This is a genomic window from Citrobacter sp. On2M (genome assembly GCF_018035235.1).
GTDB lineage: Bacteria > Pseudomonadota > Gammaproteobacteria > Enterobacterales > Enterobacteriaceae > Citrobacter > Citrobacter meridianamericanus.
Map to the genome: position 1 here is coordinate 794,458 of NZ_WPCV01000002.1, position 15,132 is coordinate 809,589.

The 15,132-nt window shown below is 49.8% G+C and carries 14 protein-coding genes; 11 read left to right on the forward strand and 3 right to left on the reverse strand.

What is annotated here, in order from left to right:
* The first annotated feature begins 16 nt into the window (after positions 1-16).
* From On2M_RS05890 to On2M_RS05905, 4 genes are all read left to right on the forward strand, one after another.
* Positions 17-592 carry an RpoE-regulated lipoprotein gene (locus On2M_RS05890; RefSeq protein ID WP_151217619.1) on the forward strand — a complete coding sequence of 192 codons (576 nt, stop codon included), beginning with the start codon at positions 17-19 and terminating at the stop codon, positions 590-592.
* A 93-nt stretch (positions 593-685) separates the two neighbouring features.
* Positions 686-1,585: a porphyrinogen peroxidase gene (gene yfeX / locus On2M_RS05895; RefSeq protein ID WP_151217617.1), complete on the forward strand. Its 900-nt coding sequence runs from the start codon at positions 686-688 to the stop codon at positions 1,583-1,585.
* Between the two features lie 448 nt (positions 1,586-2,033).
* Positions 2,034-3,410, forward strand: coding sequence for an argininosuccinate lyase (argH, locus tag On2M_RS05900; protein ID WP_187258624.1), 1,377 nt, complete (start codon positions 2,034-2,036; stop codon positions 3,408-3,410).
* Positions 3,411-3,472: 62 nt separating this feature from the next.
* Positions 3,473-4,789: an anaerobic C4-dicarboxylate transporter family protein gene (locus tag On2M_RS05905; RefSeq protein WP_187258625.1), complete on the forward strand. Its 1,317-nt coding sequence runs from the start codon at positions 3,473-3,475 to the stop codon at positions 4,787-4,789.
* Between the two features lie 123 nt (positions 4,790-4,912).
* On the opposite strand, the gene On2M_RS05910 is transcribed toward On2M_RS05905, so the two are convergent.
* Positions 4,913-6,229 carry an anaerobic C4-dicarboxylate transporter family protein gene (locus tag On2M_RS05910; protein ID WP_187253526.1) on the reverse strand — a complete coding sequence of 439 codons (1,317 nt, stop codon included), beginning with the start codon at positions 6,227-6,229 and terminating at the stop codon, positions 4,913-4,915.
* 144 nt (positions 6,230-6,373) lie between these two features.
* Between On2M_RS05910 and On2M_RS05915 the strand changes: the two genes are divergently transcribed.
* The 7 genes from On2M_RS05915 (at position 6,374) to cysM (ending at position 12,944) form a co-directional block, all read left to right on the forward strand.
* Positions 6,374-7,030, forward strand: coding sequence for an FCD domain-containing protein (locus On2M_RS05915; RefSeq protein WP_151217613.1), 657 nt, complete (start codon positions 6,374-6,376; stop codon positions 7,028-7,030).
* Positions 7,031-7,203: 173 nt separating this feature from the next.
* Positions 7,204-7,995: an SDR family oxidoreductase UcpA gene (gene ucpA / locus On2M_RS05920; protein WP_103771634.1), complete on the forward strand. Its 792-nt coding sequence runs from the start codon at positions 7,204-7,206 to the stop codon at positions 7,993-7,995.
* A gap of 157 nt (positions 7,996-8,152) precedes the next feature.
* Positions 8,153-9,169 (forward strand): sulfate ABC transporter substrate-binding protein, encoded by a 1,017-nt coding sequence (gene cysP, locus On2M_RS05925; protein ID WP_210904495.1) that lies wholly within the window; start codon positions 8,153-8,155, stop codon positions 9,167-9,169.
* Positions 9,170-10,003: a sulfate/thiosulfate ABC transporter permease CysT gene (cysT, locus tag On2M_RS05930; protein ID WP_210904496.1), complete on the forward strand. Its 834-nt coding sequence runs from the start codon at positions 9,170-9,172 to the stop codon at positions 10,001-10,003.
* Complete coding sequence (gene cysW / locus On2M_RS05935) at positions 10,003-10,878, forward strand: sulfate/thiosulfate ABC transporter permease CysW (RefSeq protein ID WP_086550289.1); 876 nt, start codon at positions 10,003-10,005, stop codon at positions 10,876-10,878. Before cysT ends, cysW begins: the two co-directional genes overlap by 1 nt.
* Positions 10,868-11,965, forward strand: a complete 1,098-nt coding sequence (cysA, locus tag On2M_RS05940; protein ID WP_151217610.1) for a sulfate/thiosulfate ABC transporter ATP-binding protein CysA — start codon at positions 10,868-10,870, stop codon at positions 11,963-11,965. The genes cysW and cysA overlap by 11 nt, the downstream gene beginning before the upstream one ends.
* 67 nt (positions 11,966-12,032) lie before the next feature.
* Entirely contained in the window at positions 12,033-12,944 is a 912-nt protein-coding gene (gene cysM, locus On2M_RS05945) for a cysteine synthase CysM (protein ID WP_210904497.1), read from the forward strand.
* Between the two features lie 72 nt (positions 12,945-13,016).
* Here the strand turns inward: cysM and On2M_RS05950 are convergent, their stop codons facing one another.
* Positions 13,017-13,751, reverse strand: coding sequence for a type 1 glutamine amidotransferase (locus On2M_RS05950; protein WP_210904498.1), 735 nt, complete (start codon positions 13,749-13,751; stop codon positions 13,017-13,019).
* A 13-nt stretch (positions 13,752-13,764) separates the two neighbouring features.
* Positions 13,765-15,057 carry a transcriptional regulator PtsJ gene (gene ptsJ, locus On2M_RS05955; protein ID WP_210904499.1) on the reverse strand — a complete coding sequence of 431 codons (1,293 nt, stop codon included), beginning with the start codon at positions 15,055-15,057 and terminating at the stop codon, positions 13,765-13,767.
* Between the last annotated feature and the right edge of the window lie 75 nt (positions 15,058-15,132).

Sequence of the window (15,132 nt, forward strand, 5' to 3'; positions counted from 1 at the left end):
TAAGGAAGGAAGTGAAATGAAATCACTGCGTTTGACTTTATGCGCGATGCCGCTACTACTGACCGGGTGTTCAACGTTGTCGTCAGTAAACTGGTCTGCCGCCAATCCGTGGAACTGGTTTGGTTCTTCAACGCAGGTCACTGAGCAGGGCGTCGGAGCGTTAACGGGCGCGACACCGCTGGATGAAAAATCCATTGCTGATGCGCTGGACGGGGAATACCGTCTGCGCAGCGGAATGAAGACCGATAACGGGAATGTGGTGCGTTTCTATGAAGCGATGAAAGATGACAAGCTCGCGATGGTTATCAATGGCACCCAGGGAACCATCAACCGTATTGATGTATTAGACAGCGATATTTCGTCTTCTGCGGGTGTCAAAATCGGTACACCGTTTAGCGAGCTTTACACTAAAGCCTTTGGTCATTGTCAGAAAGCAACCGGCGATGATAGCGCGGGCGTTGAATGTAAAGCTGAAGGAAGTCAGCATATTAGCTATGTCTTTTCCGGCGAGTGGAGCGGGCCTGAAGGCTTAATGCCGTCTGACGACACGCTGAAAGCATGGAAAGTAAGCAAAATTATCTGGCAGCGTTAATTTGCGTCTGAACAAATCGGCTTACTAAAAAAACAGGTAGAATAGCGCCAATCAATGCCACGATGTCGTGGCATCTTTTTTTCAGGAGGAACAATGTCTCAGGTTCAGAGTGGCATTTTGCCAGAACATTGCCGTGCGGCGATTTGGATTGAAGCCAATGTTAAAGGCGACGTTGAGGTCCTGCGTGCGGCCAGCAAAATCTTCGCCGATAAGCTGGCAACCTTTGAAGCTACGTTCCCGGATGCGCATCTGGGCGCGGTTGTCGCTTTTGGCAACAACACCTGGCGTACACTGAGTGGCGGCGTTGGCGCAGAAGAGTTAAAAGACTTTATCCCTTACGGTAAAGGTCTGGCGCCGGCGACCCAATATGATGTGTTGATCCATATTCTCTCTTTGCGCCATGACGTAAATTTTTCTGTCGCGCAGGCGGCAATGGAAGCATTTGGCGATTGCATTGAGGTTAAAGAAGAGATCCACGGTTTCCGTTGGGTTGAGGAGCGCGATCTCAGCGGCTTTGTTGACGGCACTGAAAACCCGGCAGGCGAAGAAACACGTCGTGATGTCGCAGTGATTAAAGATGGCGTGGATGCTGGCGGCAGCTATGTGTTTGTGCAGCGTTGGGAACATAACCTGAAGCAGCTTAACCGCATGAGCATTCACGACCAGGAAATGATGATTGGCCGTACCAAGGAAGCCAACGAAGAGATCGACGGCGACGAGCGCCCGGCTACCTCTCACCTGAGCCGCGTCGATCTCAAAGAAGACGGTAAAGGGCTGAAAATTGTGCGCCAGAGCCTGCCATACGGCACCGCCAGCGGTACGCACGGTCTCTATTTCTGCGCCTACTGCGCCCGTCTGCACAACATTGAGCAGCAGTTGCTGAGCATGTTTGGCGATACAGACGGTAAGCGCGACGCGATGCTGCGTTTCACCAAACCGGTGACTGGCGGCTATTACTTTGCTCCATCCCTGGATCGACTGATGGCGCTGTAATTTTTGATTCCTGATGGCGGTTACGCCGCCATCTTTCACAAAATAGTTACCTGTTGAACCCCACAACGTCTGCCATGCAGATGATGCATCCGCATTGACGCTCATCGTAAAAAATCCCATTCCAGGTTCAGTGTTGTTTACCTGTCAGTTAGTTGTTTAAAGCACCGATATTAAACACTGCCCTTTTGAATTAATAAGTTCCGGATAGTTACTTTAAAAAATCTAAATATATCTGAATTAAATCACGGTTTAAATGTGACGAAGATCTGATTCTTTTACTCTATTCATAAAAATAAAATGTCTTATAAGTGTAATTAATTTCATCATAAATTGATTTAATGCCTTCATTTGTTGACAATTAAAATGATGGTCTTGTAATCTGAAAATGAGCGAAAAATAACGGAATTTATTCTTAACCATTTGGCAACAAAAGTGCATTGGAGGTTTTATGTCTACAAAATTATGGGGTGGGCGTTTTGATATGCCTACAAATAAGCTGGTCGAATCATATAACGCGACAATTATGCTGGAACAACGCCTCTGTCCTTTTGATATTCAAGGGAGTATTGTCCACGCAACTATGTTGGGCCGTCAGGGGATTATTGCACAGGATGAAGCGAATGCGATTATTGGCGGGTTAAGGCAAGTAGGTAAAGAAATTGAAGAAGGGCAGTTCGTTTTTGACACTGTTGATGAAGATATTCATATGGCAATCGAAAGACGTATGACCGAAATAATTGGTCCTGTAGGTGGGAAACTACATACAGGTCGAAGTCGTAATGACCAGACGACTGTCGATTCTAAAATGCATATGAGATCAACTATTCGTGAGATTCAGCAGGATATTGTTCATCTGCAAAAAATTATTATTAATAAAGCTGAAAATAATATTAATGCGATTATGCCGGGCTATACTCATTTACAGACCGGTCAGCCTATTCTTTTATCACACTGGATCATGGCATATTATTGGATGTTACGTCGTGACTGGACTCGTTTTGAAGACCTTTATCAACGCATGGGAGAATGTCCTTTAGGTTCAGCAGCTCTTGCAGGTACGACTTTCCCTATTGATCGTGATTTCACTGCTCAACAGCTTGGCTTTGATAAGCCGACTGAGAATAGTATTGATTCTGTCAGCGATCGTGACCATATGGTTGAATTCACTGCTGCAGCCGCTATGTGCTTTATGCATCTTACCCGTTTGTCAGAAGAATTGGTTTTATTCTCAAGTCAGGACTTTAAATTTATTGAGCTTTCTGATGATTTCTGTACTGGTTCCAGCATCATGCCCCAGAAGAAAAATCCTGATGTGGCTGAAAAAATGCGCGGTAAAGGCGGTCGTATGTACGGAAATTTAATGGCGATGCTGACCATTATGAAAGGGATCCCTCTCGCCTATAATACTGATATGAGTGAGGATAAAGAGCAGGTCTATGATTCCATGGATACTTTGCAAACCAGTCTAAAAATTATGGCGCCGATGCTCGATAAAATGGTTATTCTTTCTGAGAATACTCGCAACGCGGCGGCAAGAGGCTTCTCAAATGCGACCGATATGGCTGATTACCTGGTTCGTAAAGGAATTCCTTTCAGGGAAGCTCACCATATTGTCGGCAGTGCTGTTAATTACTGTATAAAACATAGAAAAATGCTGGAAGAGCTTACAATGGATGAATTTCATTCATTTGATAATAAAATTGAAAATGATATTTATGAGAATATATCTCTGGAAGCTTGTATTAAAGCAAGGATGTCTTATGGCGGAACAGGAACGGATGCCGTTAAAAAACAGATCGAAATTGCTAAATCATATCTGAACTAATCCTAAGCATAATAATTAATATCTCCCGGATGCAATATCCGGGAGGGCTTTGAGGTGAAAAAATGGATGCTTTGTTTTTTTTACAATTATTTATTGTGCTCGCTTGTATTGGTATCGGCGGGCGTTATGGCGGAATGGGACTTGGTGCTGGGGGCGGACTTGGTGTTGCAATATTAGTTCTGGGTTTTGGACTTAAGCCCTCCACACCATCTATTACTGCAATGTTAATTATTATTTGTGTTATTGGCGCAGTCAGTGTATTACAGGCTGCTGGTGGACTTGATTATCTTGTGCGCGTGGCTGAAAAATTACTCCGTAAAAAGCCACAAGCTATTACTTTTGTTGCTCCAATACTGACTTCAATATTTACGTTATTCTGCGGGACCACTTACGTTGCATTCTCTTTGTATCCGGTCGTCGCTGAGGTTGCCGCTGAAGCTAAGGTCCGCCCGGAGCGAGCGTTATCAGCAACAGTTATAGCGGCTAGTGTCGCGGTTGCCGCCAGCCCGATGAGTGCAGCAACAGCGGGGATGCTGGCTATTCTGCATGAATATGCTGGAATTAGCCTTGGACAAATACTGGCTATTGCTCTTCCTTCATTTTTTATGGCTGCCATTGTTACAAGCTTTTCAGTTTACAAACGCGGTAAAGAGCTGGAGGATGATCCTGAGTTTCAGAGGCGTGTTGCCGCTGGTGAATATGAGTTCATGCATACTGCGCAGAAAAAAGAATATGTTGCTTCAGCGGGCGCAAAAAAAGGGGTCGTTATCTTTGCGATTGGGGTGGTGCTGGTTCTAATTTTAGGTTCTTTTACCGGGTTACTCCCTTCCTGGGATGGAAAAAGACTGTCAACCCCGATGGTTATTCAAATGATTATGCTGACAGCTGCTTTGTTTATTATGATTGTCAGTAAAGTACCAAGTAGTACCTTGAACAGTGGCTCAGTATTCCGTGCTGGTTTAATGGGGGTGGTTGCAATACTTGGCGTTTCATGGATGACGGCAACGTTTTTTGATGCTTATCAGCCAGAATTGATTAAGGTCTTTGGTGGTATGGTAAATGGCGCACCGATGCTTTTTGGTGTGGTTGTGTTCTTGTTCTCTCTGGTCATTATGAGCCCTGCGGCGACGGTTGCCGCCATCATGCCACTAGGTGTTACCCTGGGAATACCAGCACCGTATCTTATCGCCATTTTTGCCTGTACCTGTGGTGATTTTATTATACCGGGCGCCAATCAAATCGGTTGCGTTGCATTTGACCGAACAGGCACGACAAAGATTGGACGTTTTGTTGTCAATCATAGCTACATTCGTCCGGGTTTTGTGATGGTTATCTCTCAGGTAATTTTTGCCTACTTAATTGCTCAGGTTGTCCTGTAGAGCGCATTCTGTGGGAAATGGCAGTAGTAATATTGAGAAGGACGTAATGGCATCCTCTCTGAACTGAATCAAGGGGGATGCCAAAACAAGTAGGTATTAGCTCTATTTAATTACTCTACCGCGCTACATCAGCATACTGGAAAAAAGGAAGCAAAAAAGCGTTGATGCGACAACGGTAACAAGGCCGGGTAGCATATAGCTGTGATTAACCACATACTTGCCAATTCGAGTTGTCCCAGTACGATCAAACGCCACACAGCCAATCTGTGCTCCCCCCGGAATAATGAATGATCCACAGGTTAGTGGGAGCAGGGCGACCAAAGTTTCTGCCGGATATCCCATTAACACGCCTGCGGGGAGTAATGCTACAGCAGTTGCCGCTGGGCTATAAATTACGGCAGAAAGCCCAAAAACAATAATGCCGAACAATACTGGATTCTGAAAATCGTGGAAAGCCGTGTTAAATAATTCGTGCCATGCTTCAAAAAAGGAGTTCATCATCCATGACAGACCAAATATGGCGACAACACCCACAAGGCCGGCTTTGAAAACAGAACCTGAATCAAGTTTTGAAGGAGAAATTCGACACACCATCATAATAATACATGCTGTTGTCAGCATAACTATTTGCAGCGTGGTTGGGATACTCATACGCTCCATCCCTGTGCCGTTATTCCATTCAGGACGTAGTTCAGGAATTGAACCCATAAGCACGACCAGGATGATCCCGATAAGAAAAATCAGTAATCCTCTCTTGGCCTCTTTAGTCACTATGCTGGCTGCTCGCTCTTCAGCTTTTATCGATTCGAACTCACCTTCAGCAACTCTGCGTTGGAATTCCGGATCGCTGCTAAGCTCGTGACCTCTTTTAAAGACGAACAGGCAGCCGACAAGACAGCCAAGGAAAGTTCCGGGAATGGTGACTAACAAGATATCTAAAGCAGAGACATGTAATCCAGCAAGAACTGCAATTGTCCCTGTCACGACCGCACTGACTGGGCTGGCAATGAGCCCAAAATTGGCAGCGATGACTGACATCGACATAGCTCTTTCTGGCCGTACCCTCGCATCTGCTGCAATTTCTGCAATTACTGGATAAACGGAAAAGGCAACATATCCAGTTCCGCAGATTGCAGTGAAAAGGTAAGCGACTGCTGGTCCGAGAAAAGTGATAGCGCCCGGCCACTTTCTGAGGATCCGTTCAGCCATCGTAACGAATAAATCAAGCCCGCCAGCAGCCTGGAGAATTGTGATACAAGTGATAACAGCAAGGATAATAGAAATAACAGTTATAGGAGGTGAGTCGGGCGGGAGTCCAAAACCAAAAGTCAGGATAGCGAGTCCTAACCCGCCTGCAGCCCCCAGGCCAATCCCGCCAAAACGCCCACCTATACCGATACATATAAGCACTATCGCAAACTGAGTTACGAATAACACCATAATTAATTCCTTTTTATTAACAAATAGCTTGATATAATTTGAATAATAGGGGCTATAATCTTACCATAACAGTATATTAAGCAATCTAACTTATTAGATTATTTATACTCATGAGTTTTGTTGCTCTTTAATCAGAGAGTGTTTATGGATAACAAAAACGAACTATTTGAAAGTATTAAAAATTATCTGCTTGATGATGCTAACCGTGATGCAGATGGTCGCATTGAAACTGAGACTGAACTTGCTGTTCGTTTTAATACATCAAGATATAAAGTTCGTCAGGCGCTCAGCACACTGGTTCAGATGGGAATGCTTGAACGCTCTCCCCGTCGTGGCAGCGTCTTGAAAAATTTGGAACAGCACAACATAAATAACCAGTTGCTAATGCAGTTTGATTTGTCCGGGTTTGATATCACAGAATTTACAGAGGCAAGGATCCTGATTGAGTGTGCGATTATCCCTCTGGCAACGCGCAGAATTTTCCCGGCAATGCTCTCTAAACTGGAGAGTGAGTTAAGGCTCATTGAAGAAAATGCTGATAACCCGCTGGTGGCCGATCGTCACGACAGGGATTTTCATTTACTGTTGCTACAGGCGAGTGGTAACCGGGTGCTTCAGGTTTTCTCTGATGTTTTGATTACTTATTTCGAGAAAACCAGGGAGTCGCTACCTGCTAACGATCGTCAGTATTTTCTTGATACGGCGACAAAACAGAGAGAAATACTGCTTCATATCAAAAAAGGGGATGCACAGATGGCATCTGAGTTGATGAGAGCACATTTGCTGGAAAAAAGGCTGTAGGTCCTCTGTTCATCTGTTCAGATCGTGAATGTTGTTGAGTCCCCGCACCGTCGGGGATTTTTTTACCTGAGATTAACCTGATTTAGTGAGCTATTCCTCAGCACTAATTTGTTATTGCTGTATCTTCTGCGTGAATGAAGCGAAGGCTTCATATTCAAAAGGAGAATATTGAAATGGGAAAACTCACGGGCAAAACAGCATTGATTACGGGCGCATCTCAGGGTATTGGCGAAGGGATTGCCAGAACGTTTGCCCGCCATGGCGCGAACTTAATCCTGCTGGATATCTCCGATGAGATTGAAAAACTGGCGGATGAACTGGCTGGACGCGGCCACCGTTGTACGGCGGTTCACGCTGACGTCAGAGATTTTGCTTCTGTTACCGCCGCGGTGAAACGCGCGAAGAAAATTGAAGGCAAAATCGATATTCTGGTCAACAATGCGGGGGTTTGTCGCCTCGGCAACTTCCTTGATATGAGCGATGAAGATCGCGATTTCCACATTGATATCAACATTAAAGGTGTCTGGAACGTGACGAAAGCCGTTCTGCCGGAGATGATTGCGCGCAAAGATGGGCGTATCGTAATGATGTCATCAGTGACTGGCGATATGGTTGCCGATCCGGGTGAGACGGCCTATGCGCTGTCGAAAGCCGCGATCATCGGTTTGACCAAATCCCTGGCGGTGGAATACGCGCAGTCCGGCATTCGCGTTAATGCTATTTGCCCGGGCTACGTTCGTACGCCGATGGCAGAGAATATCGCGCGTCAATCTAACCCGGAAGATCCTGAATCCGTATTAGTCGAAATGGCGAAAGCGATCCCGATGCGCCGTTTGGCCTGCCCGCTCGAAGTCGGTGAACTGGCGGCGTTCCTGGCGTCGGATGAGTCCAGTTACTTAACTGGCACGCAAAACGTGATTGATGGCGGCAGCACCCTGCCTGAAAGCGTTAGCGTCGGCGTCTGATTGATGCCGGTCTCCTCCCCATGTGCAGGGGAGGAGGTACCTCTTATTCTCTTTTCAACTTTCAAATCATCAAACGGTATATAAAACCGTTACTCCTTTAGCGCTGGTTATAAATATGATGGCAAATAGAAAGTCATTAAATTTATAAGGGTGCGCAATGGCCGTTAACTTACTGAAAAAAAGAACCCTGACGCTGGCTGCAATGCTATTGCTGGTGGGTCAGGCGCAGGCAACGGAACTGCTGAACAGTTCATATGATGTTTCACGTGAGCTTTTTGCCGCCCTTAATCCATCGTTTGAACAGCAATGGGCGAAGGATAATGGCGGTGATAAACTGACGATTAAACAATCACATGCCGGGTCATCAAAACAAGCGTTGGCGATTCTGCAAGGGCTGAAAGCCGATGTGGTGACCTATAACCAGGTCACCGATGTGCAGATCCTGCATGACAAAGGCAAACTGATCCCCGCCGACTGGCAAAGTCGTCTGCCGAATAACAGCTCGCCGTTCTATTCCACCATGGGTTTCCTGGTGCGTAAGGGGAACCCGAAAAACATTCATGACTGGAATGACCTTGTGCGTTCTGATGTGAAACTGATTTTCCCGAACCCCAAAACCTCCGGTAACGCGCGCTATACCTATCTTGCGGCGTGGGGCGCTGCGGATAAAGCGGACGGTGGCGATAAAGCCAAAACCGAACAGTTCATGACCCAGTTTCTGAAAAACGTCGAAGTGTTTGATACCGGTGGTCGCGGAGCTACCACCACTTTTGCAGAGCGCGGATTGGGCGATGTACTGATTAGCTTCGAATCCGAAGTGAACAACATTCGTAAACAGTATGAAGCGCAGGGTTTCGAAGTTGTTATCCCGAAAACCAATATCCTCGCCGAATTTCCGGTAGCCTGGGTAGATAAAAACGTGCAGGCCAACGGGACTGAAAAAGCGGCGAAAGCGTACCTGAACTGGTTGTACAGCCCACAGGCGCAAACCATCATTACCGATTTCTATTACCGCGTGAATAACCCGCAGGTGATGGACAAACAGCAAGATAAATTCCCGCAGACCGAACTTTTCCGCGTGGAAGACAAGTTTGGTTCATGGCCTGAGGTCATGAAAACGCACTTTGTCAGCGGCGGTGAACTGGACAAACTGTTGGCGGCGGGGCGTAAGTAAATGTTTGCTGTTTCTTCCCGACGCGTGCTGCCTGGCTTCACCTTAAGCCTGGGCACCAGCTTACTTTTTGTCTGCCTGATATTGCTGCTGCCGCTTAGCGCGCTGTTGATGCAATTGGCGCAAATGAGCTGGGCACAATACTGGGATGTAATTACCAACCCGCAGGTGGTAGCGGCTTATAAAGTGACGCTGCTGTCGGCATTTGTGGCATCGATTTTCAACGGCGTGTTTGGCTTGCTGATGGCGTGGATCTTGACCCGCTATCGCTTTCCGGGCCGTACGCTGCTGGATGCGTTGATGGATCTGCCGTTTGCGTTGCCAACGGCGGTAGCAGGTCTGACGCTGGCGTCGTTGTTTTCGGTCAACGGTTTCTACGGTGAGTGGCTGGCGAAGTTTGATATCAAGGTGACCTACACCTGGCTCGGTATCGCGGTGGCGATGGCGTTTACCAGCATTCCGTTTGTGGTGCGAACCGTGCAGCCTGTGCTGGAAGAGTTAGGCCCGGAATATGAAGAAGCCGCAGAAACGCTCGGTGCCACGCGCTGGCAGAGCTTTCGTAAAGTGGTGCTGCCGGAGCTGTCTCCTGCGCTGGTGGCGGGCGTTGCGCTTTCGTTTACCCGCAGCCTCGGTGAGTTTGGCGCGGTTATCTTTATCGCTGGGAACATCGCATGGAAAACGGAAGTGACCTCGCTGATGATTTTTGTTCGGCTACAGGAGTTTGACTACCCGGCCGCCAGCGCGATTGCCTCTGTGATCCTCGGGGCGTCATTGCTGCTGCTGTTTTCGATTAACACCCTGCAAAGTCGCTTTGGTCGACGCGTGGTAGGTCACTGATGGCAGACATTACTCAATTGAAACACTATGGCGCACCCCGCATCAACTGGGGGAAATGGTTTCTGATCGGGACTGGCATGCTGGTGTCAGCATTTATTTTGCTGGTGCCGATGATTTACATCTTCGTGCAGGCGTTCAGCAAGGGATTAATGCCGGTATTACAGAACCTGGCCGACCCGGACATGCTGCACGCTATCTGGCTGACGGTGCTGATTGCGCTGATTGCTGTACCAGTGAACCTGGTGTTTGGCGTGTTGCTGGCGTGGCTGGTGACCCGTTTTAACTTCCCTGGACGCCAGCTATTGCTGACCTTACTGGATATTCCGTTTGCCGTCTCACCAGTGGTCGCCGGCCTGGTATATCTGCTGTTTTACGGCTCTAACGGTCCGCTGGGGGGATGGCTGGATGAACACAATCTGCAAATTATGTTTGCCTGGCCGGGAATGGTGCTGGTCACAGTATTCGTCACCTGTCCGTTTGTGGTGCGTGAATTGGTGCCGGTGATGTTAAGCCAGGGCAGCAATGAAGACGAAGCGGCGGTTCTGCTTGGCGCGTCCGGTTGGCAGATGTTCCGCCGCGTGACGTTGCCGAATATTCGTTGGGCGTTGCTGTACGGCGTGGTGCTGACCAACGCCCGTGCGATTGGTGAGTTTGGTGCGGTATCGGTGGTTTCCGGCTCGATTCGCGGCGAAACCTTGTCCCTGCCGCTACAGATTGAATTACTGGAGCAGGACTACAACACCGTCGGCTCTTTTACCGCTGCGGCGTTATTAACGCTGATGGCGATTATTACCCTGTTTTTGAAGAGCATGTTGCAATGGCGCCTGGAAAACCAGGAGAAACGCGCGCAGCAGGAGGAAAATCATGAGCATTGAGATTGCCAATATTAAGAAGTCTTTTGGTCGCACCCAGGTGCTGAACGATATCTCGCTGGATATTCCTTCGGGTCAGATGGTCGCGCTTCTGGGGCCATCCGGCTCGGGTAAAACCACGCTGCTACGCATCATTGCCGGGCTGGAGCATCAGTCCAGCGGGCATATCCGTTTTCACGGTACTGACGTCAGTCGTCTGCATGCCCGCGACCGTAAGGTGGGATTCGTGTTCCAGCATTATGCGCTGTTTCGCCATATGAGCGTTTTCGACAACATCGCTTTTGGCCTGACGGTTCTGCCACGGCGTGAGCGTCCGAATGCGGCGGCTATCAAAGCAAAAGTTACCCAACTGCTGGAGATGGTTCAATTGGCTCATCTGGCTGACCGTTTCCCGGCGCAGCTTTCCGGCGGGCAAAAACAGCGTGTGGCGTTGGCGCGTGCGCTGGCGGTAGAGCCGCAGATCCTGCTGCTCGACGAGCCGTTTGGCGCGCTCGATGCTCAGGTACGTAAAGAGCTGCGTCGCTGGCTGCGTCAGTTGCATGAAGAGCTGAAGTTCACCAGCGTGTTTGTTACTCACGATCAGGAGGAAGCGACAGAAGTTGCAGACCGCGTGGTGGTGATGAGCCAGGGCCATATCGAACAGGCTGATGCGCCCGATCTGGTATGGCGCGAACCGGCTACCCGTTTTGTGCTCGAGTTTATGGGCGAGGTTAACCGCCTGCAGGGGACGATTCGCGGTGGACAATTCCACGTCGGCGCACACCGCTGGCCGCTGGGCTATACGCCAGGCTATCAGGGACCGGTGGATCTGTTCCTGCGTCCGTGGGAAGTGGACGTCAGCCGCCGTACCAGTCTTGATTCACCGCTGCCGGTTCAGGTGCTGGAAGCCAGTCCGAAAGGTCACTACACCCAATTAGTTGTGCAACCGTTGGGGTGGTATAACGAACCACTGACGGTGGTCATGCAGGGGGATGATTCCCCGAGTCGCGGCGAGCGCCTGTTTGTTGGGCTGCAAAATGCACGTCTGTATAACGGCGACCAGCGCATTGAAACGCGTGAAGAGGAACTTGCTCTGGCGCAAAGTGCCTGATAGGTTAAAAAGTATGTTTATCGCCCGGTAAGCGCTGCGCCCCCGGGCTTTTTTACGAGCTTAAAACGTGAACACATTAGAACAAACAATTGGCAATACGCCTCTGGTGAAATTACAACGTCTGACGCCGGATAACGGTAGTGAAATTTGGGTCAAGCTGGAAGGCAATAATCCCGCGGGTTCGGTGAAAGACCGCGCCGCGTTGTCGATGATCGTCGAAGCGGAAAAGCGTGGAGAAATTAAGCCTGGCGACGTGCTAATTGAGGCCACCAGCGGCAACACCGGCATTGCGCTGGCGATGATCGCCGCGCTGAAAGGCTATCGTATGAAGCTTCTGATGCCAGACAACATGAGTCAGGAGCGCCGTGCGGCGATGCGAGCCTACGGCGCTGAACTGGTTCTGGTGACCAAAGAGCAGGGGATGGAAGGAGCGCGCGATTTAGCCCTTGAGATGGCGCAGCGTGGCGAAGGTAAACTGCTCGATCAGTTTAATAATCCTGATAACCCGTATGCGCATTACACCACGACCGGCCCCGAAATCTGGCAGCAGACGTCAGGACGTATCACTCATTTCGTCTCCAGCATGGGGACCACCGGCACCATAACCGGTGTGTCGCGTTTTCTGCGCGAGCAGGAAAAACCGGTTACTATCGTGGGTCTGCAGCCGGAAGAGGGCAGCAGTATTCCGGGAATCCGCCGCTGGCCAGCGGAGTATATGCCGGGCATTTTTAACGCCTCGCTGGTGGATGAAGTGCTGGATATTCATCAGAACGATGCGGAAAACACCATGCGTGAACTGGCCGTTCGCGAAGGCATTTTCTGCGGTGTCAGCTCTGGCGGCGCGGTGGCCGGTGCGCTACGCGTGGCGCGTGCGACGCCGGGAGCTGTGGTGGTGGCGATCATCTGCGATCGCGGCGATCGCTATCTTTCGACCAGTGTCTTTGGTGAAGAGCACTTCAACCAGGGGTTGGGGATTTAACTGGTAGGCCTGATAAGCGTAGCGCCATCAGGCAACCGCCTGGCACGATGGCTGGATAAGCTGTTGCGTGTTTTATCCAGCCTGAGATGATCCATCGTTACGTTTTTCCACAAGCTTATCAAGGAATTGCCACAGCTTCTCATTCATCTGTTGGTAATCCCATGCGCGCATCTCTTCAGCAGAGCGGATGAAACGCTTCCCTTTGGCTTCGGCCAGCTCCTGCTCTGAGTGCTGAATTAATCCTTCGACCGCTTCGGCGGTAAATTCCATATGACACTGAAAACCATAGACGAAATTACCGTATTGTACGATTTGTCGCGGGCAGCCAACGCTTGTGGCGAGAATTGTCGCCTGGTCGGTTAATCCCGGCATATCGTTGTGCCAGTGACCGACGGTAAGCGGTGAACCAAAATGGCTGAACAACGGATGCTGTTGGCCTGCTTCGGTCAGGGCGATCGGGTAGTGACCAATCTCTTTTTCCGGGCTCTGGCATACTTTCGCGCCCAGCGCTTCGCCGATTAACTGCGACCCCAAACAGATCCCCACCACGATTTTACGTGCCGCAATCGCCTGGTTGATCAGATGCTGCTCGGCCTGAGCGTCAAAGTATGGACACTCTGCAAGCGTGGTCCGGGGTGACTGCGGACCGCCAAATACCACCAGCATATCGAAGCCATCGGCGTTGGCGGGAACCGTTTCTCCGGCGTAAACGTGCGACCAGGTGATGGTATAGCCGCGTGATTCGGCCCACGGCAGATACGCGCCAGCAGATTCAAAAGACTCATGAATAACAAAATGAACTCGCACTTTTTCTCTCCTGTTAGCGCTTTAGCGCCTGATGGATATCACTCGCCAGCTTATCAATGTCGCTGTCTGATAATGTTGACAGCGTAATGCGCAGGCCGTGCGCAGGGGTATTAACGCCAAATACTTCGCCTTCGCGTACCAGCCAACCGGATTTTGCCAGCGCAAAAGCGGTCGCCTGGCTGTTATCTTCCAGCGGCAGCCACAGATTGAGACCATCCCCGACCGGCAGCGCAATGCCATGTTGCAGTAGGGCGGCCGTCAGCTTTTGCAGCTGGGCGGCGTAAAATTGCTGGGTTTGTGCCAGCGTATGCTGGTAATCCTTGTCACTAAGACAAGCGCAGACTAAATCCTGAAGCAAATGGCTGACCCACTGACTGCCGGAGTTGAGCCTCAAACGCAGTTTCCCGGAAGTGAGCGGATCGCTGGCCACAATGGCCAGACGTAAATCCGGGCCTAACGTTTTAGACATCGAACGGACAACAGCCCAGTGGGTGGTTTCTTTCGCAATCACTGGATACCAACGGCAAGCGGACAGCAGCGCAAAGTGGTCGTCGACGATTACCAGCGTCTGCGGATAACGGGCCAGGATTTCCTGCAATTGCGCCGCGCGGGATGCGCTCAGGCTGCATCCCGTCGGGTTATGAGCGCGCGGCGTCAGAATCACCGCCCGTGCGCCTTTCTGTAGCGCAGTTTCCAGCATGTCTGGTTGCATGCCTTCGTGGTCAACGTTGACAGGGTTTGCTGAGAATCCGGCATAACGCAGCATGTTAATGCTGCTCAAAAAGCATGGATCTTCTACGACAACGCTATCACCAGGCAGTAAATGTGCGCACAGCAGACGTTCAATGGCGTCAATAGCGCCGCTGGTGATATCGATTTCTCCCTTGCCTGGGACTGCTTCCTGCATCCATTGCGTGGCCCACGCCTTAAGATCGGGGGATACGGCGGCATCGCCGTATAAACGCGGATTCTTATTTATTTTCACGAAATAACGGCTAAGGTCTGGAAGACGCGAAGGCGCTGGATTACTGCCGGAAAGATCGACAAGCGCGGTATCCGGATTGCCACCTTCCAGCGCAACGGGGGTAGAAATTTCTTTGATCACCGTGCCATTGCGTCCAAGGCTCTGCGCCAGTCCGGAGGTGACAAGGCGTTTATAAGCCGCCGCGACAGTATTACGGTTAACGTTCAATGCTGTTGCCAGTTCACGCACTGGCGGCAATGTTTCTCCTGCTGCCAACGTGCCTGTAGCGACATGTTGACGAATACTGTCAAAAATTTCGTTAGCGGTTTTTCCGTCGATCATTATTGACCTATGACAAAATGAATTTTAGCATATGACGATAATAGTGAGGCGTAAGCCCGCTGTCCAGCGAGAGGA